The organism is Shewanella sp. WE21 (assembly GCF_002966515.1).
In the GTDB taxonomy this organism is placed as follows: Bacteria; Pseudomonadota; Gammaproteobacteria; order Enterobacterales; family Shewanellaceae; genus Shewanella; species Shewanella oncorhynchi.
Genome location: NZ_CP023019.1, coordinates 2,658,936 through 2,677,641, shown reverse-complemented (window position 1 = coordinate 2,677,641; position 18,706 = coordinate 2,658,936). Strand labels below are relative to the sequence as shown.

The window sequence follows — 18,706 nt, the reverse complement described above, 5'->3', positions numbered from 1 at the left end:
CGAGACTGACCAATCGAAGAGCCGCAAATTGTACGTAATTGCGCTTTAACCTACAACCGAATCGACACTATCGCCCTGCGATACTTTCAATTTGCCTCATTTACAGCGAAAATGCGCCCTAAGTTTTCACTCTGCACAGGTAAAATGTTACTTAATGTTTTCAACCTAGTTGCAGAATTGGCAGTATTGGCTAATTCGTTCGCACTTAGCTCACTCTTTGCCCACTTTTATCGGGGAGAGTCGATACGCAATTGCGCAATAGAGGCATCCCATAGGGTAATACCCGCTGCGATATGGAATAAATCCATTGAAATAAACGACAAAGACGATGATATTGCTCAAGACCTTCTGCCGCTAAACACGTTATTGTGCGTGAATAGCTAACGCAGCTGAACTTGACGAGTCGGATCAATCGCTCTAGCCTGCCGCAATTGTTTTGCTGTTTTCGGTAATAAACCACAGTAAGACATAAGCTAAATTGTCTGAAAACAAACTAATACTTGGCAGAAAGCCTATTACATATCATCTTTATCGCGTACCAAATTGTGCTATTCCAATCCCATCAATGGGGCGACAAAGACAATGCAAAAAGAGAGATAGACATGGTAGACAAATCACAACTGCGCCAATGGGGTTGTAAAGTTATCGACATTGAAAAGTCAGCCCTAGACAATCTTTATCAATATGTTGATTCGGCTGAATTTGCAGAAGCTTGCGAGTTGATCCTCAACTGCACAGGCAAAGTGATTGTCATGGGAATGGGCAAATCGGGCCATATCGGCAATAAGATTTCTGCCACCCTCGCCAGCACAGGAACGCCCGCATTTTTTGTGCATCCGGGTGAAGCCAGCCACGGCGATCTGGGTGTATTAGCCGATAACGATGTGATTTTAGCGATTTCAAATTCCGGTGAGTCGAGCGAAATCCTCACCTTAATGCCGGTCATCCAACGTATGGGCGTGCCCGTTATCGCGGTAACAGGTAAACCCGAATCGAATATGGCGCGATTATCTAAAGTGCATTTATGTATCGAAGTCCCAGAAGAGGCTTGCCCACTTGGACTTGCCCCAACGTCGAGCACTACCGCGACCTTAGTGATGGGCGATGCCATCGCCATTGCGCTACTACAAGCTAAAGGCTTTACCCGTGATGATTTTGCTATGTCCCATCCCGGCGGTGCTTTAGGACGTAAGTTGCTGTTAAAAGTCAGTGATGTGATGCACAGCGGTGATGACTTACCGCTCGTCAACCACGATATTTGCATCACAGAAGCTCTGTACGAAATCTCCAAGAAAGGCTTAGGCATGACGGCGATTATCGATGATCAGCGCAAGCTGGTTGGTATCTTCACCGATGGTGATTTACGCCGCGTTATCGATGCCGAAGTGAATTTACGCACGACGCCCATTGCCGATGTGATGACCCGTAACTGCGTCACGATCACGGATAATGTATTGGCCGCCCAAGCGCTGCAAGTGATGGACTCAAAAAACATCAACGGATTAATTGTTATCGATAAAGATCGCCATCCTATCGGCGCTCTTAACATGCTAGACATGGTTAAAGCAGGAGTCATTTAATGCCACAGCAAGGATTTTACGGCCCAATCAGTGATGATGTGTGGCAACGCGCGCAAAAGATTAAACTGTTGATTTGTGACGTCGATGGGGTGTTTTCCGACGGCCGTATTTACTTGAGCAATAGTGGCGAAGAGCTCAAAGCCTTCCATACCCGTGACGGTTATGGCGTGCGCTCACTCCTCACCAGCGGCTTCAACCTCGCCGTGATCACAGGACGTCAATCCAAAATCGTTGAAAACCGTATGACAGCCCTTGGTGTTACCCATATTTACCAAGGCGTAGACAATAAGTTCGAGCCCTATGAAGCATTGCTCGCACTTTATGGTGTCACCCCAGAAGAAGTGGCTTATATCGGTGATGATATTGTCGATCTCCCCGTGATGAATGTCGTCGGTTTAGCGGTCAGTGTTGCTGACGGCCACCCCTATGTACGCCAACACGCCCATTTTGTGACTACGCTCAATGGTGGCCACGGTGCACTGCGTGAACTCACAGATCTGTTACTCCTAAGTCAAAATAAATTCACTTCGGCCCATGGAATGAGTATATGAGTCGTGTGACACTCGCGATTATCGCTTTTTTTGGAACCGCACTAGCGCTTTACTGGCAGGTCCAGAACAAACACAGCGGTGATTCCGATAACAGAGTAAAAGATCAAAATACCCCAGATTTCATCGTTGAAGATCTGCGCAGTGTTGAGTTCAATGAGCAAGGACTAGTGAATAGCCGTGTGACGGCGAAACACATGGAACATTATGATTCAACGAATCAAACTTTCTTTACTCAACCTGTTTATCTTGTTTATCCAGACCAAGGTAAAGCACAATGGCAGCTCAGGGCAGATCAGGGCAAGCTAAACAAGGAAACTGGCAAGGTTGTATTAGAAAATAATGTTATTATCGATGCCATTAGCCCAGAAGAACCGATTCAGACCTTGTCCACCAGTTATCTGGAACTCGATCTCAACACTATGATAATGACCTCTGACCGTACCATTTACGTCACAGGGAAAGATTTTAATATTCAAGGCCAAGGCCTTTATGCCGACCTCAACGCGCAAGAAGTGCAATTGACCAGTCAGGTAGTAGGAACATATGAAGCAAAATAACGTATTACTTGCCAGCCTAATGCTAATTATGAGCATGAGTGCTTTCGCGAAAGTCGGCGACTTAAAGCAAGAAGTCAAAATTAAAGCTGTGAGCCAAACTGCGGATATCAAAAACAACCAGATCATCTTCTTTGGTCCAGTTGAAGTTACCCAAGGCTCAATAAAAATCCAAGCAAATGAACTGCGTGCATTTTCCGCTGAAGGTGAAAATAGCAAAACTTTGGTCGCCACAGGCAACCCTGCTACGTATAGCCAGATATTAGACGATGGTCGCCCAGCATCGGCAAGCGCGAAAGAAATTCGTTACGATATGGCAAGCCGCACCTTAACACTGAAAGGTATGGCGTCATTAGATCAAGCGGGTAGCCAAGTTACAGGTAATTTAATCCGCTATAACATGATTCAACAGAAATTGATGGCCGAGAGTACTGGCAGTGGTGACGATCGCGTGATCACTATTATTCAGCCTGAAAACTATCAAGATGATGCTAAATCAGACGCTCCGGCGGATAAACCTGTAAAAAAGCAGGACTCTAAATGACCCAAATCACCTTAAGAGCACAAAATCTGGCGAAAAGTTACAAGAGTCGCCAAGTGGTTAAAGACGTCAGTCTGACGGTAAAAACCGGTCAAGTCGTTGGCCTACTCGGTCCAAACGGTGCAGGTAAAACCACGACTTTTTACATGGTTGTCGGGCTAGTGAAGAGCGATAAGGGACATATCTTTATCGACGATGATGATTTAACCGCAGATCCTATGCATCTGCGTGCCCGCAAAGGCATAGGTTACTTACCGCAGGAAGCCAGTATCTTTCGTAAGCTAACTGTTCATGACAACATCATGGCAGTACTGCAAACTCGTAAAGAACTTAAAAACGAAGAACGAGAAGAAGAACTAGAACATCTGCTCGAAGAGTTTCATATCACCCACATCCGTGACAGCCAAGGCATGTCATTGTCGGGTGGCGAACGTCGTCGCGTCGAAATTGCGCGAGCTTTAGCCGCTAATCCTAAGTTCATTTTGCTCGATGAACCGTTTGCCGGCGTCGATCCTATTTCGGTTATCGACATCAAGAAGATTATCGAACAACTCAAAAGTCGCGGCCTTGGCGTACTGATCACAGACCATAATGTCCGCGAGACATTAGATGTATGTGAACATGCTTATATTGTGAGTCACGGAAACCTGATTGCCGAAGGAACTCCTGCAGAGATCTTAGACAATCAGCAAGTTAGGGCTGTGTACTTAGGTGAACAATTCAGGCTATAGTTAATCGAGCGAAGCCAATGGAGGCAATTTATACCGCCATTGGGCTTCACTCAAGATAATAATAAGCGACCTCATCCAACAATAATAACGTAGGGATCAGCGGTAACATGAAAGCGTCACTCCAGCTCAAACTGGGTCAACAGTTAACCATGACGCCACAATTACAACAGGCCATACGTCTGTTGCAACTGTCGTCATTAGAACTGCAGCAAGAGATCCAGCAAGCATTAGATTCTAATCCCCTTCTCGAGCTGGAAGAGGATCAATTCGACGCCACTAAAACCCCTGTAAACCAAACGCTATCCGATACGGATTTCAGTGAATCTAGCACTCTGCCACCAGAAAAAGACAGCTCCACCATAGACACGGCAGAGTCGCTAACCAAAGAATCCATGCCCGATGAGCTCCCCATGGACACCACATGGGATGAAGTGTTTACCGCCTCCCCAAACTCAGGCCCCGGCGGCAGTCGTGAAGACGATATGCCCTTCCAAGGCGAGACCAGTGAAGGTTTGTACGAACACTTAGAATGGCAAAAAAACCTCACGCCGTTTTCTGAAACCGATTTAGCCATTGCCACCGCCATTATTGATGCCATCGACGATCAGGGCTATCTCACCCAAAGCACTGAAGAAATTCTCGAAGCCATGGGCAATCCTGAAGTTGAGCTTGACGAAGTCGAAGCCGTACTCAAGCGTATTCAGCATTTTGATCCCATAGGCGTTGCCGCCCGCGATTTAAGTGAATGCCTGTTGATCCAACTGTCGCATTTCGCCGCTGATACTCCCAACCTAGAAAACGCCCGCATGCTGATCAAAGATCATTTAGATCTGATCGCCGCCCGAGACTTTAGGTTGTTGATGCGTAAGACTAAATTAAAAGAAGATGAATTAAGGGATGGTATAGCACTCATCCAAACCCTCAATCCTCGCCCAGGTTTGTTGATCACGCCCAATAATGACGAATACGTTATCCCAGATGTGTCTGTGTCGAAGAAAAATGGCCGCTGGGTCGTTGAGCTTAATCCTGACTGCATGCCAAAAATCAATGTAAATCAACATTATGCTTCTATGGCACGCAGTACCAAAAACCAAGCCGATAGCCAATTTATTCGCGGCCATCTGCAAGAGGCTAAATGGTTTATTAAGAGCTTAGAAAGTCGTAACGATACTTTGCTTAAAGTTGCTAATTGCATAGTGCAATATCAGCAGGGTTTCTTTGAGTACGGTGAAGAAGCCATGAAGCCTATGGTGCTTAACGATATTGCCGAAGCGGTAGAAATGCATGAGTCCACCATCTCACGGGTCACAACTCAAAAATACATGCATACCCCTAAGGGACTTTTTGAACTAAAATACTTCTTCTCTAGCCACGTCGGTACTGACGATGGTGGTGAGTGCTCATCCACAGCAATCAGAGCCTTTATAAAGAAACTGGTGGCAGCGGAAAACCAGAAAAAACCATTAAGCGATAGTAAGATGGCACAACTTCTGGCAGAACAAGGGATCAACGTAGCCCGCAGAACCATTGCGAAGTACCGAGAGGCTATGCTTATTCCACCTTCTAATCAGCGTAAAAGTTTATAACCTACAGTGGATATCGGAGGACGTTTCTATGCAAATAAACCTAAGTGGGCACCATATCGAAATTACCGAATCGTTACGTGCATATGTAGAAGAAAAGTTTTCAAAACTTGAACGCCATTTCGAACAGATCAATAATGTGCACGTTGTGCTCAATGTTGAGAAAATGCAACAGATTGCCGAAGCGAGAATAAACCTCATAGGTGGTGAAGTTTTTGCTACTTCAGAGCATGCTGACATGTATGCCGCTATAGACGCCCTGATTGACAAGCTTGACCGTCAGGTTATTAAACACAAAGAGAAGTTAACAAAACACTAATAATGGAACTTTGTACCATACTGCGGCCGGAGTGCACTACCTGCGCCACTCCGGGCAGCAAGAAAAAGGTACTGGAACTCATCAGCGACTTAGTCGCTGCCCAGTACCCGACCCTCTCATCTCAAGAGATATTCGAAAGCCTAGTGGCGCGCGAAAAGATGGGGAGCACAGGTATAGGTAACGGCATCGCCATTCCACATGGTCGACTAGCCGATATAGATCAGCCCATTGCCATACTAATTAAGTGTGAAGAGCCGATAGCATTTGATGCTATCGATAAGCAACCTGTTGATATTTTATTTGCACTACTGGTGCCTGCAGACCAATGTCAGCAGCACTTAAGTACTTTGTCTTGCATGGCCGAAAAGCTGAGCGACAAGCAAATATTAAAGCAATTACGCAAGACGCATGATGAAACGGAACTCTATCAGGTAATCACTGGATGAAACTGGTCATAGTGTCGGGCCGCTCAGGCTCAGGCAAATCTGTCGCCCTTAGGGTACTCGAAGATCTCGGCTATTATTGTGTCGATAACCTTCCCTTGCCATTGATTGGCAGTTTGCTTGAGCAACTCAAAGGCAGTAACGATCTCGTCGCCATCAGTGTCGACGTGCGTAACATGCCTGAGCAGGATAAGGTCTTAGTGAAACAACTCGCTAGCCTACCACCAGATACTGAGTTAACGAGCTTCTTCCTTAACTCCAGCGATAAAATTCTGCTCAAGCGTTACAGCGAAACCCGCCGTTTGCATCCTTTGTCGAAGAGCCGAGTCTCTTTGCAAGAAGCGATAAAGCTGGAGGGGAAACTGCTCGAGCCTATGTCAAAACTGGTCGATCACTACATAGATACGTCGAATTTGAATATCTATGATTTAAGCGACCAAGTCAGACAAATTCTCCTTGGTAGTGTCGATAAAGAACTCGTGATCAACTTCGAGTCCTTTGGCTTTAAGCACGGAATGCCCACCGAAGCCGACTTTATGTTCGATGTGCGCTTCCTGCCCAATCCCCACTGGGAGCTGGCGCTGCGGCCATTAACTGGCTTAGATGAACCCGTAGCTGAGTTCTTAAATCGCCAACCACTGGTCAATAAGTTCATCTGGCAAATCGAAAATTTACTGGAGACTTGGCTGCCGCACCTCGAGCGTAACAATCGCAGTTATTTAACTGTGGCCATTGGCTGCACAGGTGGACAGCACAGATCGGTTTACGTCGCAGAGCAATTGGCAAAACGCTTTAGTAACGGTAAACATAAAGTTTATGCCCGTCATCGAGAGCTCAATAATGCCAAAGCTTGAACGTCAGATAACCATCTGTAATAAGCTCGGTTTACATGCCCGTGCCGCCACTAAGTTGGTGGTACTGGCTTCCGAGTTTGATGCGACCATCACCTTAATCCAAGGTGATAAACAAGCATCGGCCGCCAGTGTGCTTGGCTTGCTGATGCTTGAAACTGGCATGGGTAAAACCATCAAGCTTATCGCCGAAGGCCCAGATGCAGAGCCGGCTCTCGATGCCATTTGTGCCTTAATCGACGCTAAGTTTGACGAAGCCTGTTAGTTTCACTTCACACTAAGCACTTCATCGTTAGTTTCACTTCATGTCTAGTTTAAAAAACTTGCCATTCAGACATGGCAAAACATTTGTCGCTCGACGATACAAGCTACTGGCGATTACACTAGCGGTCATTGCGCAAACCTTAACCTTACCTTAGCCGCCTAAATCTATGTCATCGACTGACGCTTAGTCACCGCTAAATCCTAGCCCAACACTAAGATCTCAAACCAATTTGCCGCACAATGGAGGACAAATGCCCGTAGATAATTCAGAAAACGATCACACCGGACATAGTCTTGACCAGTTAAACCAAGCGCTTAGCAGCGGCATGTTCGTACACGTGCGCAATATGCTGCAAAAAATGGCCGCCTCAGATATCGCGCTGATCTTAGAATCATCACCGCCAAGTGCCAGACAAGTACTGTGGCAGCTCATCGATCAGGAACAAATAGGCGACATACTCGATGAGTTGAGTGAAGAACTCAAAGACCCACTGATCCGCAGCATGAGCCCTGAGCGAGTCGCGAAAGCGACAGCAAGCATGGACACCGACGATCTCGCCTATATTCTGCGAAGTCTTCCCGACGCCGTTTACAAACAAGTGTTGCAGTCGATGACGGAGCAAAATCGCCTGAGGGTAGAACAAGCCCTATCTTATCCAGATGAGACCGCCGGCAGCTTGATGAATACGGATACAGTCACCTTAAGACCCGATGTGAATATCGATGTGGTGCTGCGCTATCTTCGGCAAAGGGGCAACCTACCCGACACCACAGATACCTTATATGTGGTCGACAAACAGGACAAAGTCCTTGGCGGTGTTAGGCTGGCAGATCTGCTGACTTGCGCGCCAAGCACCACAATTCGCAATATCATGGATCCCAATATTCAAAGTATTCCGGTGAGCATGTCCGACAGCGAAGTCGCGCAGAAATTCGAACGCAATGACTGGGTATCGGCACCTGTCGTCGACAGTGATGGTAAGCTACTCGGGCGTATCACAATCGATGACGTAGTCGATGTTATCCGCGAAGATGCTGAACATTCCATGATGGGTATGGCGGGGATGGACGGAGATGAAGATACCTTTGGTCCAGTGCTAAAAAGTACCCTACGTCGCTCACTCTGGCTCACGATTAACTTATTCGCCGCCCTGCTCGCCTCGTCGGTCAGCAATATGTTTGAAGGCACTATTGAGCAATTTGCCACTATCGCCATCCTAATGACGATTGTCCCTAGCATGGGCGGTGTTGCCGGTAATCAGACCTTAGCGCTCGTGATCCGCGGTATTGCTTTAGGACATATAGGCCAAAGCAACGCCCGCTGGCTTATCGGTAAAGAGCTATCTATTGGTTTTCTCAATGGCTTGATGTGGTCTATTTTAGTCTTTGTCGCCGTGTGGCTATGGAAGGATGATATGGCACTGGCGGGATTAATTGGTAGCGCCATGCTGATCAACATGACAGTAGCTGGGCTTGCAGGTGCGAGTATTCCATTGATTTTAAAACGACTTAAAATCGATCCTGCCCTCGCTGGCGGTATGGTGCTCACCACAGTCACTGACGTGGTTGGCCTGTTCGCCTTCCTCGGGTTAGCGACGCTCTACCTGATGAACTAACGCTTTAACAGTTTGAGCTAATAACAAAAACGGCACCTCAAAGGTGCCGTTTTTTATCCCGCAGGAAAACTAAAGAAGGCTATTTTGCCGGAGGTTGGAAACCATAACTGCTCAAAATCGCTTGGCCTTTGGTCGATAGAATAAACTCAGCTAACGGCTTAGCGACAGTATTAGCGCCTTGTAAAACCAGTAAACCATAGTCGGCACCCACGGCGAGTTCCTGCGGTAAGTCGATGATTTGTAAACTCGGCACTTCTTTTTTAGCCAGCACAGCATTAGTGCAATAGGTTAAAAAGATATCCGCTTGCTTGTTTTCCATTACCCAGCCATAGGGGTTACGATCCTTAGGCGATTTAACGCTCTCAGGGCCGCCCGTCAGTTGTAATGCCTTGGTCTCTAACGCGGCTTTCGCATTAGGTTTTACCACTTCGGCCTTAGCAAAAACGGCCCAGGCATAATCACCCGCGGGGTCGGCTTTCGGGGTTGAGGTGCCGACTTTAACCTTAGGATCTAACAAGGTATCGAGTAAGGTCGAACTCGTCACCTGAACTGTGTCTTGAGCAATGGCGCAGAGTTGATTACGGGCAAACATTTGCACCGCTTCGCCCTGACCCGAATCCACTAATGCCTGTGGATGTTTCATATTCGCCGAGGCAAAGATATCGACTTTCTCGCCCTCTTGAATGCGTTTTAACAATAAACCTGAGGGCGCATATTGCGCTACAACACTCATTTGCGACTGTGCTTGATAAGCAGCAATAATATCACTCATCGCAGCCTTTAAACTGCCTGCTGCGCGCAGTTCTATCGGCGCGGCTCCTGTGGTCACTTCGGCTTTCATCGGCACTCCTTGTACAGCCGTCACCATGATGACAGGACTTAAACTCAAGGCTAGTAACACATTTTTGCTTATCATAGTCATATTCTCCTTTAGGCACTAAAAGTCATTCTTGTGACTTATCCCCATACAGAACGTGAAATCGATAAAGGGATCAAGCTGAACTCATCCCAAGGTAATTAGCAGTGATATGTTTGTGGTGCAGGTCACTCAAGGTGCGCTTCATAAAGGACAAATTGTCTAATTGAAGCACGGCAAGCTAATCACTCAATTAGCCCACCACTGAAAACAAAAAAGTCGCCCCAGGCGACTTTTTCAGCGAGAACTTTGTGCTTAGACCAGACTATTTACCCGTTGGTATTAGTACGATCTCAACGCGGCGGTTTTGTGCTCGGCCATTTGCATTGGCATTTGATGCAATAGGACTCGCTTCACCCATACCTTTTGATTTTACACGGGCAGAGGCAACGCCTTTACTCATCAAGTAATTACCCACTTCGCTAGCACGGACCTGTGACAGACGTAAATTGTAAGAGTCTGAACCACTGCTGTCGGTATAACCTAATACGTTAAGCTGCGTTTTGCTGTATTCCTTGGCCACAACCGCCACTGAATTCAGCACGCGTTTAGCACCGTCACTTAACTCGGTTTGATCTACGCCGAAGGTCACTTCATTAGGCATATTCAAAATGATGTTATCGCCGTTACGGGTCACACTCACGCCCGTTGAGGCTAATTGTTGGCGTAATTTGGTCTCTTGCACATCCATATAATAACCAATACCACCACCGACTGCAGCGCCCGATGCTGCACCAATTAAGGCACCTTTACCGCGGTCGCTCTTGCTCGAAGATACCACTCCAATTGCGGCACCCGCGACGGCACCAATCAATGCGCCACTAGTCGCTTTAGCGGTTTGTTCTTCGTTTGAATAGGGATTGATTGTTGTACAACCCGATGCAACTAGCGCGGTCGTCAATACCACTATGGCTAACAGGGATGGTTTAGATTGCACTGCCTGAAAACACTTCATCATTTATAACCTCTTTATATGATTGATGACTGTGAATACCGCTCAAAAGGGCAAGAAATATCACGTCCATTAGGTAATACGAATGACCTAGGGATTGCCACAAAGCAGGCAGTATATAAGCAATTGCGCTGGAGACAATCCTTTATCCATCTTCAATTATGCTAATCCAGATTTTAGTCAGCAAAGATACAGATTTCGGGTTTAAATCATGGCTTGTACCAGCCAATTTAATATCAAGTCTATGGCACCGAAATAGTGCACCTTGCACCTTTATTGGCAGCACTAAAAAATAACGCCGCTTTAATCGAAGGCGCAATCCAATGATTTAAAAGGTTAAAATAAAAATTAGAATATTGGCACGAATTTTACATACTACTAAGTGAGTAGACAGTCAGACGCGGTAAACATCGCCGAAAACTAGAGTCGACTTCAACAGGATTAATCCAAATTAAATGGACCTATCGAGACAGAAAATGGGCTCGAGTATTTAGGGTCATGAAGGAGGAAGTATGAAAAAGATCATGAACTTTATCGCACTATGTCGCCACGAATGGATTTGTCTGCGCCATCTAGGTCTGAGCCAGTGGGATTTAGAACAGCGTCACTATCATCAATAAAAGGCAACGCAAACGGTCATATTTTGGTTCGAAGGCAGTAAAAGAGGGAACGCTCATGGGAATCGCAGAAAATAGTCTCAAGCTACATGTTATCACCGAGGTTAAAGTACAAGGTCGCTTACTGTCGGATGTTGCACGCCAATACGGTTTATCTGCCAAGGCAGTCTACCAATGGGTGCGAGAAAGCGATCTGCAACCCCAGCAAAGAGAATGCGCATTAATGAGTGAGATTGCCCAGCTACAGAAAAAAATTAAACAGCTCAATCAAGAGCTACGCACGATGGGTTAGCCTGTACAACAAGCTAAACGTGCCCGAATAGACAAGGCCGGACGAGATTGCATATCGCCCTGCTGATAACGCTAACGATGTAAAAGATGTGCTAACAACAATAATAACAGCGCCCTTTTTAGTCCGGCCTTGTCGTCCAAATTGATGAACCCAGCGAAGATTGGGAAATAGTATTAACAGCAACAAACGGATAGGGACAATGCAAAAGTTTCGGCAAGACTAGGGAGGGAGTTATCTCCCCCAAGATCAAATATGTGAATTGTGCTCCCCCAAGTCATGAACATATTTCTCTCTCTGGCCTTGTCATTTTATTCACAGGATCAATGATGATCCAGCACTGCAATGAGTGTAGTGCGCCAAGGAAGGCCGTGATTGGTATTACATAGATTGACTGAAGAGTGACCAAGGTTTCGGCAAGGATTGAGGGAGTTATCTTCCCCAAAGATTAAATATGTGAATTGTGCTCCCCCAAGTCATGAACATATTTCTCTCTCAACTCTTGTCCTTTTATCACACTGTTCGATGATTGCTAGCTTGTTTGTAGCTACAAGGATGGCCCCAGCTTCCATCGGGGATTAAGCCAAGGATTGGCTAACGCCAAAAATTAAATAACAATAATAAAATCAATAACAAAAATAATAATTTCACTTAATTTTTAGCATAAAAAAGACGCTACTTTGAGCGTCTTTTTTATGGGTGAAAAACAACGACTGACGATTAATAGTCTTCTTCGTTTGCCTCTTGGATCCGCTGCTTACGCTCTTGTGCCTCTTCAAAGGCTGCTTGGATTTCTTCCAAGACCGCACTAACATCGGCTTCAACCAGCACTTCGGTAAACTCACCCGTTAATGGCGTTTCAGGCTTCAATTCACCGGCTTCAAACAAGGCCCAAATTTCTTTGGCGTATTGTGTTTTTAGCAGCTCAGGAGCATACAAACCATAGTATTGAGTCATGTTATTCACATCACGCGCTAACATCCATTTAGCATGGTTATTTGCAGCGGCATCGACGGCCTGAGGTAAGTCGATAATCACTGGCCCTTCACTATCAACTAACACATTAAACTCAGACAAGTCACCGTGCACTAACCCCGCACAGAGCATACGTTTGACATAGGTCATCACCAACGCATGATCCTTCAAGGCTTTTTCTGCCGACATACTAACATCGTTTAATCTCGGCGCGACATTGCCCTCGGCATCCGTCACTAACTCCATCAGCAACACGCCATCGAAACAACCATAAGGCGTTGGCACACGCACACCCGCATTCGCTAAACGGTAAAGTGCTTCAACTTCAGCATTTTGCCAAGCTTCTTCCTGCTGATCGCGGCCAAATTTAGACCCTTTTTCCATCGCGCGCGCACGACGACTGTTACGGACTTTTCGGCCTTCTTGATATAACACAGCTTGCTTAAAACTGCGCTTGTCCGCTTCTTTATAGACTTTGGCACAGCGGATATCATCACCACTGCGTACAACGTACACAGTCGCTTCTTTACCGCTCATTAACTGGCTAATGACCTCATCGACCAGTCCTTCATCAACCAGGGGTTGGATTCGTTTCGGAGTTTTCATAGCGCCCTTATACCTTACTTAGGCATGATATGGAATACTGCGGGCAAATCTTCATACAAAAGCGGTCTCCAACGGAAGTTTGATGAATATAGTTTAGGATTATTAAACGAATTTTAAGTAAAAACTAATGCACTTGCGTGTTAAACACAATACCAGATTTACTCAGCGCTTTGACAAAGAAAGAGACTGAAAATACCGCTTTAACTAAAAGAATATTCTTTTATGCTCACCCAAATAAAACCAGACTCAAAACAACAAGCCATATTCCGCGGCGAATATACCAATTCAAGCCAGTTGAAATAATACCCAGAGCTAAATTGGTGCAGGAACTTAACTCAAACAAACAAGGCAATCACACTGCCCACGGTCGCCGCCGCTTTCAATATTTGGCCTGCACTGTAATAGGTGTCGTTTGAACTCTTAACGTCATCTACATCATCCGCACTAGGCTCAGATATTTTACTCCTTGCAGTGCCATCAAAACTGACCTCAGCTTTGGGAGCCGCCAGCCCTAATGCACCATAGGTAAAGGATTTAAGTCCGCTTGGCTCGGCGGTATCAAGGGATTGATGAGCCGACTTAACTGCCGGTAATGAAGCTGAATACGCAGATGAAATAAGTGAAATCATAGCGAGCACCAAAGCAGACATTTAAAGTGTTAACCACAAACTAACACAATATCAGCTGGTTATCATGCATTCATCCGCTAAACTGTGATTGATTCTGCCCAACAAAACGCATCTATGACCGTATAAATGGCGGTATATATAGCTAGATCTCCCCCATAAGAGCCTTTATCCTAAACACCACAACATATAGAGAACTTATCCATGCACTATCCCAGCATTTTCCTCGCACTTTCAGTCCTATCCCTGACTCAATGCAGCAGCTTATCTATTGAAGAATGCGCCAATAGTGATTGGTTTGCCCTTGGGCTTGCCGATGGCAACCGTGGGACAAGTTCTGGGCAATTAAATCAATATCAAAAAGATTGTCGTGAATTTAATCTCAGTGTCGATACCGCGCAGTGGAAACAAGGATACCAGCAAGGGTTAGCCAGTTACTGTGTGCCAGAAAATGGCTACCGCGTAGGCTTTGCGGGAGAAAGTTATTATGGGGTTTGCAGTAATAACCAGTTTGTTGAGCGCTATAACCAAGGCCATCAACAATACCTGACCAACAAACGTTTAACTGAGATTGCCGACCGCTTAAATACCATAGAGAGAGAAATAAGCAGTCTTGATGGCAAGATCAATAATCTCACCGACAAGGCTGACTTATTGAAACAGAAAAACAGCCTACTCAACGAAAAAAACCAACTGTTAGATGAAAGATCTCGTCTACGCAGACCTGATATGCGCTTCGAATTTAGATTTTAAGCCATAAAAAACACTGAACCCAATAAGGACTCAGGGCGTTAGCTTCGCAGCTCGTTATTTTTGCGGTATTCCACTACTTGTAACCTTGAACATTTGACCCAAAGCGACCAATTTAGACTTTCTAAACGCAGGCGAGCGCAGAAAAAACACATAGTAGAGTAGGCTAGCGGACGTCCATGCTATGGCTAAACTCCATAAATCATGACTCAAGAAGTGGGCGCCGCGTAACTCTTGGCCAATGCCAAATACTAGGCCTAAACTCAAACCAAAGATTAATCCAAACTTAGCTAAATGCGGGCGATACTCATGCAGCACGTAATACAAGGCAACCCAAGCAAACCCGCCGCTGGCATGGCCACCAGGGAAACATTGACCAAACTCAGCACTTTTAGGTAAACGAGAAAACAAGGATGAATGTATCATCTGGCCGCCAAACTCAATCACATCCCACGGGCAGGTCATGTGAGTAACGCTCTTGCCAATTCGGACCAGCAACACACTCGCCAATACGCTACAAAATAGATAAATCAAACCTTTGCGGTACGGTTTTATCCTGTCACTTCGAAAACTAAAGGCAATGCCGACTACGACACTCACCGCCAGCAAGATGACAAAGTTACGCCCAGTGACATGCAGTAAATCTTCGGTCAACCAATATCCTCTCAATGGCCAAGAGTCGATGCCCCCTTGCCAATGAAATAACAAAGTCGCGACTTTCATATCAGCGTGAGTCCATTCAAGCCCCACTATGATCACTGCAAACACTAAAAGCGGCGTAATTAAATGCCCCTTAGCAAAATCCATAAATGTCATCATAACTTTATCTTTCAGATAGTTATTCACTAATAAATCCAAAAATCAGAACATTTAGTGTTAGAGTACCGTTGAATTCTTACCTAACACTTAAGAGATTTAACAGCGCAGCATTTAATAGAACTGAGATTTTGCAGTAACTAAATTTATCGAAAAGACTCACATCATGAGTAAAAAGACTATAGTTTATGAATAGTATCGCGCCTCTAGGACTGAGCATTCATGCCATACAACCTCGCCATTAACCAGTCTCAAAAAGATCGTTTATTTGCCGACATTGCTATCGACACAGACAAAATCGTTGTTCCCCAAGAAATGGTTGATAACTGGCAACAAACCTTAGATTTGCTCTCTGAATTAGTCGACACTCCCGCCGCTTTGATCATGCGTGTCCATCAAACCGATATTGAGGTCTTTACCTCGAGCCGCACTCAAGGTAATCCCTATAAAAAACATGATAAAGACAGTTTAGGCCACGGGCTTTACTGCGAAACAGTGATCAAAGAAGGTAAGGAACTCCACATTCCTAACGCCCTAAAGGATAAAAACTGGGACAAAAATCCTGACATTAAACTCGGCATGATCGCATACTGTGGTTTACCTTTACGTTGGCCAGATGGCAGTGCCTTTGGCACGATCTGCATGCTCGATAGCCAAGAGCATAATTACCGCCAATCTTTTCGCAGCTTACTCGCTCGTTTTCAAAATGGTATCGAAGCTAACCTAGTCACCCTTTATCAACAGGCTAAGCTACAACTGCACAATCAGCAGCTAGAGCAAAAAGTACAACAGCGCACCCATGAACTCGCCGAACTTAGCGGCAAGCTCATCAAAGAAATCGAAAACCGCACCTCCACCGAAACCTCACTGGAATACCATAAAAGCTACGATCCGCTCACGGGATTACCCAACCGCATCAATTTGATTAATAGTCTGTCGATCATGCTCGAAGAAGTGAATCGCAAAGAAAAGATTTCAGTACTCTATCTTGGGCTGCGTAATTTCAAATCCATCAACGACAGTTATGGTTACCTGATTGGCGATAAAATTCTCACTATTCTCAGCCAACGTTTACAGCACTATACCGATGAAAATACCTTTATCGCCCGCATCGCTGGCGCCGAATTTGTGATTATTCAAGCCCACAAACCTTCGAATAACGAAACCAATAAACTCATCAATAAAGTGCTTAACTGCTGTAACACGCCCTTTGGTGTGGCTGATTTTGTAATCACGATTCCCTCGAGCATGGGCATAGCACAAGCGCCTATGGATGGTATCGATGCAGCTATCCTGCTGCAAAAAGCCGGAGCTGCCATGACGATAAGCAAGGCTGATGGCTCAACTCACAGCTTCTTTAATCAAGATACGCAAGCCGCTTTAAACCTACGCTATCAACTGGAATCCCACTTGGTCGATGCACTGAACAAGAACGAGTTAAGCCTGCATTACCAACCCTTTATTAACTTAAAGACGAAGCAAGTGATTGGTGCCGAAGCCCTGCTGCGCTGGCATAATCCTATCCTTGGCAATGTCGCCCCAGACAGATTCATCGCCTTAGCTGAACGTAATGGCCAGATTATCGATATTGGCAATTTTGTATTGCATACCGCGCTGTCTCAGGCGGCAAAATGGTGTCGCGAGGTAGGCCAAGAGTTTAAAATCGCCATCAATATTTCCCCTTTGCAAATGCGCAACCCCCGCTTTAGCGAACACATAGCCGACTTACTCACCCTCTATCAATTGCCCCCCACCGCCTTAGAACTTGAAATTACCGAAGGCATGCTGATGCAGGATGAACACATTGCCCACAATGCCATCCAAAAACTACAAGAACTCGGTATCCGCATCTCCCTAGATGATTTTGGCACAGGCTACTCATCCTTAAGTTATCTACAAAAATACTCTTTCGACACCTTAAAAATCGATCGCTGCTTTATTAGTAAACTCGAAGAAAACGAACAAAATAGAGAGTTAACAAAGGCAATTATTGCCATTGGTAAGAAACTGGACTTGGAAGTGATCGCCGAAGGCGTAGAAACCCTAGAACAAGATGCCTTTATTCGTCACGAGGAATGCGACTTAGGCCAAGGCTACCTCTACGGTAAACCCATTACCGCAACACAGTTTGAGCAGGCATTTATCCATAAAAAAGAGCATTAAGTTCATCCTTAATGCTCTTTTTATTTCGCGAATTAAAACCGACTGAATAATGCTACGTGAATAGTCATTTCCACAGAATGTTATAACTCACATTTGGATAGAGATATGTGTTGAAGACTAATGTTTGGGACCAGTAATTTTAGTCGTTTGCTGATATCAACTCATACAGGTTTGCCATGGCATACCTTTCGAGCGTTAGCGTGACCTGTAGGTTCTCAGGAACTAGATCCGACACTAACAATTGTGGCATTAATATTTTATTTCAAATGGTTATATGAACACTATTGCTTAAAATTTCGTTATGGGTGTCTTAGGGAAACGATTTTTATTAAAGTAAAGAAACATATACAGCACACTTTTTGACAAAATAAATTTAGTTTTTCATAGGTTCATCTTCATTTAGATAACTCAAAATAATGCAAAACTAATTGAGCATCTGTATTCTATAGCCTTTAGCATAACAACCAGTAGTGGCGCTGGTACAAACTAGCCACGATTATGCAACTCTTCTGACTGGGTTAAGCTGCTTTAGTTAAGATAAAACCACAAGTAAGGGGGCTAATGGAAAGGAGATTAAATCATTCGACACTAAATTAATATTGGGGATAAAAATAAATAATAATTTGACAGCTTATTACAATACCCGCTCCACCCACCAGGAATAGTAAGAAATTAACCATTTTTCCTTTAGAGACATCGACCTTTTCAAGATCCTTATATATTAAAAATCTCCTAGCTAAAAATAAATTCGCAACCCATCCTAAAAATGGGACTAGTATGCCTGCGAAAAACACGTTACCTAAAACAAGAATAGAAATTAATATCGCAATTGGGGATAGTATAGCTGACAAAGTTAAAATGAAATCCATCTCAACAAACAGCATCGCCCCACGCCCCCAAGAATGTAGTTTATTTCGATAGCTATTATTCAGATATAGCTTCAGCAAACTAATAAGACTCACA

At 45.0% G+C, this 18,706-nt stretch carries 20 protein-coding genes; 14 read left to right on the top strand and 6 right to left on the bottom strand.

Going from position 1 to position 18,706, the window contains the following annotated elements; genetic code table 11:
• The first annotated feature begins 602 nt into the window (after positions 1 to 602).
• From CKQ84_RS11625 to mgtE, 11 genes are all read left to right on the top strand, one after another.
• Positions 603 to 1,580, top strand: coding sequence for a KpsF/GutQ family sugar-phosphate isomerase (locus tag CKQ84_RS11625; protein ID WP_105251395.1), 978 nt, complete (start codon positions 603 to 605; stop codon positions 1,578 to 1,580).
• The gene (gene kdsC, locus CKQ84_RS11620) at positions 1,580 to 2,131 is read left to right on the top strand and encodes a 3-deoxy-manno-octulosonate-8-phosphatase KdsC (protein WP_028759542.1); all 552 of its coding nucleotides are present in this window, start codon (positions 1,580 to 1,582) and stop codon (positions 2,129 to 2,131) included. Before CKQ84_RS11625 ends, kdsC begins: the two co-directional genes overlap by 1 nt.
• Positions 2,128 to 2,688 carry an LPS export ABC transporter periplasmic protein LptC gene (lptC, locus tag CKQ84_RS11615; protein WP_105251394.1) on the top strand — a complete coding sequence of 187 codons (561 nt, stop codon included), beginning with the start codon at positions 2,128 to 2,130 and terminating at the stop codon, positions 2,686 to 2,688. Before kdsC ends, lptC begins: the two co-directional genes overlap by 4 nt.
• Positions 2,675 to 3,229 (top strand): lipopolysaccharide transport periplasmic protein LptA, encoded by a 555-nt coding sequence (lptA, locus tag CKQ84_RS11610; protein ID WP_105251393.1) that lies wholly within the window; start codon positions 2,675 to 2,677, stop codon positions 3,227 to 3,229. Before lptC ends, lptA begins: the two co-directional genes overlap by 14 nt.
• Positions 3,226 to 3,957: an LPS export ABC transporter ATP-binding protein gene (gene lptB / locus CKQ84_RS11605; protein ID WP_105251392.1), complete on the top strand. Its 732-nt coding sequence runs from the start codon at positions 3,226 to 3,228 to the stop codon at positions 3,955 to 3,957. The genes lptA and lptB overlap by 4 nt, the downstream gene beginning before the upstream one ends.
• A gap of 107 nt (positions 3,958 to 4,064) precedes the next feature.
• A complete protein-coding gene (locus CKQ84_RS11600) occupies positions 4,065 to 5,543 on the top strand; it encodes an RNA polymerase factor sigma-54 (protein ID WP_105251391.1) in 1,479 nt (492 codons plus the stop codon).
• Between the two features lie 28 nt (positions 5,544 to 5,571).
• Complete coding sequence (hpf, locus tag CKQ84_RS11595; RefSeq protein ID WP_028759468.1) at positions 5,572 to 5,859, top strand: ribosome hibernation promoting factor; 288 nt, start codon at positions 5,572 to 5,574, stop codon at positions 5,857 to 5,859.
• A gap of 2 nt (positions 5,860 to 5,861) precedes the next feature.
• The gene (ptsN, locus tag CKQ84_RS11590; protein WP_006083071.1) at positions 5,862 to 6,305 is read left to right on the top strand and encodes a PTS IIA-like nitrogen regulatory protein PtsN; all 444 of its coding nucleotides are present in this window, start codon (positions 5,862 to 5,864) and stop codon (positions 6,303 to 6,305) included.
• Positions 6,302 to 7,156 carry an RNase adapter RapZ gene (gene rapZ, locus CKQ84_RS11585; protein WP_105251390.1) on the top strand — a complete coding sequence of 285 codons (855 nt, stop codon included), beginning with the start codon at positions 6,302 to 6,304 and terminating at the stop codon, positions 7,154 to 7,156. Before ptsN ends, rapZ begins: the two co-directional genes overlap by 4 nt.
• Positions 7,143 to 7,418, top strand: coding sequence for an HPr family phosphocarrier protein (locus CKQ84_RS11580; protein WP_006083073.1), 276 nt, complete (start codon positions 7,143 to 7,145; stop codon positions 7,416 to 7,418). The genes rapZ and CKQ84_RS11580 overlap by 14 nt, the downstream gene beginning before the upstream one ends.
• Before the next feature lie 250 nt (positions 7,419 to 7,668).
• On the top strand, positions 7,669 to 9,033 hold the full coding sequence (gene mgtE, locus CKQ84_RS11575; RefSeq protein WP_105251389.1) for a magnesium transporter: 1,365 nt from the start codon (positions 7,669 to 7,671) through the stop codon (positions 9,031 to 9,033).
• A gap of 79 nt (positions 9,034 to 9,112) precedes the next feature.
• Here mgtE and CKQ84_RS11570 read toward each other — a convergent pair whose 3' ends face one another.
• Together CKQ84_RS11570 and CKQ84_RS11565 are read right to left on the bottom strand one after the other, a co-directional pair.
• Positions 9,113 to 9,949, bottom strand: a complete 837-nt coding sequence (locus CKQ84_RS11570; protein ID WP_105251388.1) for a molybdate ABC transporter substrate-binding protein — start codon at positions 9,947 to 9,949, stop codon at positions 9,113 to 9,115.
• 265 nt (positions 9,950 to 10,214) lie between these two features.
• Positions 10,215 to 10,904 carry an OmpA family protein gene (locus CKQ84_RS11565; RefSeq protein ID WP_168825788.1) on the bottom strand — a complete coding sequence of 230 codons (690 nt, stop codon included), beginning with the start codon at positions 10,902 to 10,904 and terminating at the stop codon, positions 10,215 to 10,217.
• Between the two features lie 672 nt (positions 10,905 to 11,576).
• Between CKQ84_RS11565 and CKQ84_RS11560 the strand changes: the two genes are divergently transcribed.
• Positions 11,577 to 11,810 carry a transposase gene (locus tag CKQ84_RS11560; RefSeq protein ID WP_105251386.1) on the top strand — a complete coding sequence of 78 codons (234 nt, stop codon included), beginning with the start codon at positions 11,577 to 11,579 and terminating at the stop codon, positions 11,808 to 11,810.
• A gap of 717 nt (positions 11,811 to 12,527) precedes the next feature.
• Here CKQ84_RS11560 and CKQ84_RS11555 read toward each other — a convergent pair.
• Together CKQ84_RS11555 and CKQ84_RS11550 are read right to left on the bottom strand one after the other, a co-directional pair.
• Positions 12,528 to 13,388, bottom strand: a complete 861-nt coding sequence (locus CKQ84_RS11555; protein WP_028759534.1) for a PA4780 family RIO1-like protein kinase — start codon at positions 13,386 to 13,388, stop codon at positions 12,528 to 12,530.
• Between the two features lie 335 nt (positions 13,389 to 13,723).
• The gene (locus CKQ84_RS11550; RefSeq protein WP_105251385.1) at positions 13,724 to 14,038 is read right to left on the bottom strand and encodes a hypothetical protein; all 315 of its coding nucleotides are present in this window, start codon (positions 14,036 to 14,038) and stop codon (positions 13,724 to 13,726) included.
• 180 nt (positions 14,039 to 14,218) lie between these two features.
• Between CKQ84_RS11550 and CKQ84_RS11545 the strand changes: the two genes are divergently transcribed.
• On the top strand, positions 14,219 to 14,767 hold the full coding sequence (locus CKQ84_RS11545; RefSeq protein WP_105251384.1) for a DUF2799 domain-containing protein: 549 nt from the start codon (positions 14,219 to 14,221) through the stop codon (positions 14,765 to 14,767).
• Positions 14,768 to 14,821: 54 nt separating this feature from the next.
• On the opposite strand, the gene CKQ84_RS11540 is transcribed toward CKQ84_RS11545, so the two are convergent.
• A complete protein-coding gene (locus CKQ84_RS11540; protein ID WP_105253053.1) occupies positions 14,822 to 15,580 on the bottom strand; it encodes a phosphatase PAP2 family protein in 759 nt (252 codons plus the stop codon).
• A gap of 222 nt (positions 15,581 to 15,802) precedes the next feature.
• On the opposite strand from CKQ84_RS11540, the gene CKQ84_RS11535 reads away from it, so the two are divergent.
• Positions 15,803 to 17,743, top strand: a complete 1,941-nt coding sequence (locus tag CKQ84_RS11535) for a GGDEF and EAL domain-containing protein (protein WP_105251383.1) — start codon at positions 15,803 to 15,805, stop codon at positions 17,741 to 17,743.
• 593 nt (positions 17,744 to 18,336) lie between these two features.
• On the opposite strand, the gene CKQ84_RS11530 is transcribed toward CKQ84_RS11535, so the two are convergent.
• Positions 18,337 to 18,705 (bottom strand): hypothetical protein, encoded by a 369-nt coding sequence (locus tag CKQ84_RS11530; protein WP_158683040.1) that lies wholly within the window; start codon positions 18,703 to 18,705, stop codon positions 18,337 to 18,339.
• Between the last annotated feature and the right edge of the window lies 1 nt (position 18,706).

Coding starts and splice junctions, on each gene's coding strand:
- CKQ84_RS11625 (WP_105251395.1), top strand. CDS start 603: ATGGTAGACAAATCACAACTGCGCCAATGGGGTTGTAAAGTTATCGAC.
- kdsC (WP_028759542.1), top strand. CDS start 1,580: ATGCCACAGCAAGGATTTTACGGCCCAATCAGTGATGATGTGTGGCAA.
- lptC (WP_105251394.1), top strand. CDS start 2,128: ATGAGTCGTGTGACACTCGCGATTATCGCTTTTTTTGGAACCGCACTA.
- lptA (WP_105251393.1), top strand. CDS start 2,675: ATGAAGCAAAATAACGTATTACTTGCCAGCCTAATGCTAATTATGAGC.
- lptB (WP_105251392.1), top strand. CDS start 3,226: ATGACCCAAATCACCTTAAGAGCACAAAATCTGGCGAAAAGTTACAAG.
- CKQ84_RS11600 (WP_105251391.1), top strand. CDS start 4,065: ATGAAAGCGTCACTCCAGCTCAAACTGGGTCAACAGTTAACCATGACG.
- hpf (WP_028759468.1), top strand. CDS start 5,572: ATGCAAATAAACCTAAGTGGGCACCATATCGAAATTACCGAATCGTTA.
- ptsN (WP_006083071.1), top strand. CDS start 5,862: ATGGAACTTTGTACCATACTGCGGCCGGAGTGCACTACCTGCGCCACT.
- rapZ (WP_105251390.1), top strand. CDS start 6,302: ATGAAACTGGTCATAGTGTCGGGCCGCTCAGGCTCAGGCAAATCTGTC.
- CKQ84_RS11580 (WP_006083073.1), top strand. CDS start 7,143: ATGCCAAAGCTTGAACGTCAGATAACCATCTGTAATAAGCTCGGTTTA.
- mgtE (WP_105251389.1), top strand. CDS start 7,669: ATGCCCGTAGATAATTCAGAAAACGATCACACCGGACATAGTCTTGAC.
- CKQ84_RS11570 (WP_105251388.1), bottom strand. CDS start 9,949: ATGATAAGCAAAAATGTGTTACTAGCCTTGAGTTTAAGTCCTGTCATC.
- CKQ84_RS11565 (WP_168825788.1), bottom strand. CDS start 10,904: ATGAAGTGTTTTCAGGCAGTGCAATCTAAACCATCCCTGTTAGCCATA.
- CKQ84_RS11560 (WP_105251386.1), top strand. CDS start 11,577: ATGGGAATCGCAGAAAATAGTCTCAAGCTACATGTTATCACCGAGGTT.
- CKQ84_RS11555 (WP_028759534.1), bottom strand. CDS start 13,388: ATGAAAACTCCGAAACGAATCCAACCCCTGGTTGATGAAGGACTGGTC.
- CKQ84_RS11550 (WP_105251385.1), bottom strand. CDS start 14,038: ATGTCTGCTTTGGTGCTCGCTATGATTTCACTTATTTCATCTGCGTAT.
- CKQ84_RS11545 (WP_105251384.1), top strand. CDS start 14,219: ATGCACTATCCCAGCATTTTCCTCGCACTTTCAGTCCTATCCCTGACT.
- CKQ84_RS11540 (WP_105253053.1), bottom strand. CDS start 15,580: ATGACATTTATGGATTTTGCTAAGGGGCATTTAATTACGCCGCTTTTA.
- CKQ84_RS11535 (WP_105251383.1), top strand. CDS start 15,803: ATGCCATACAACCTCGCCATTAACCAGTCTCAAAAAGATCGTTTATTT.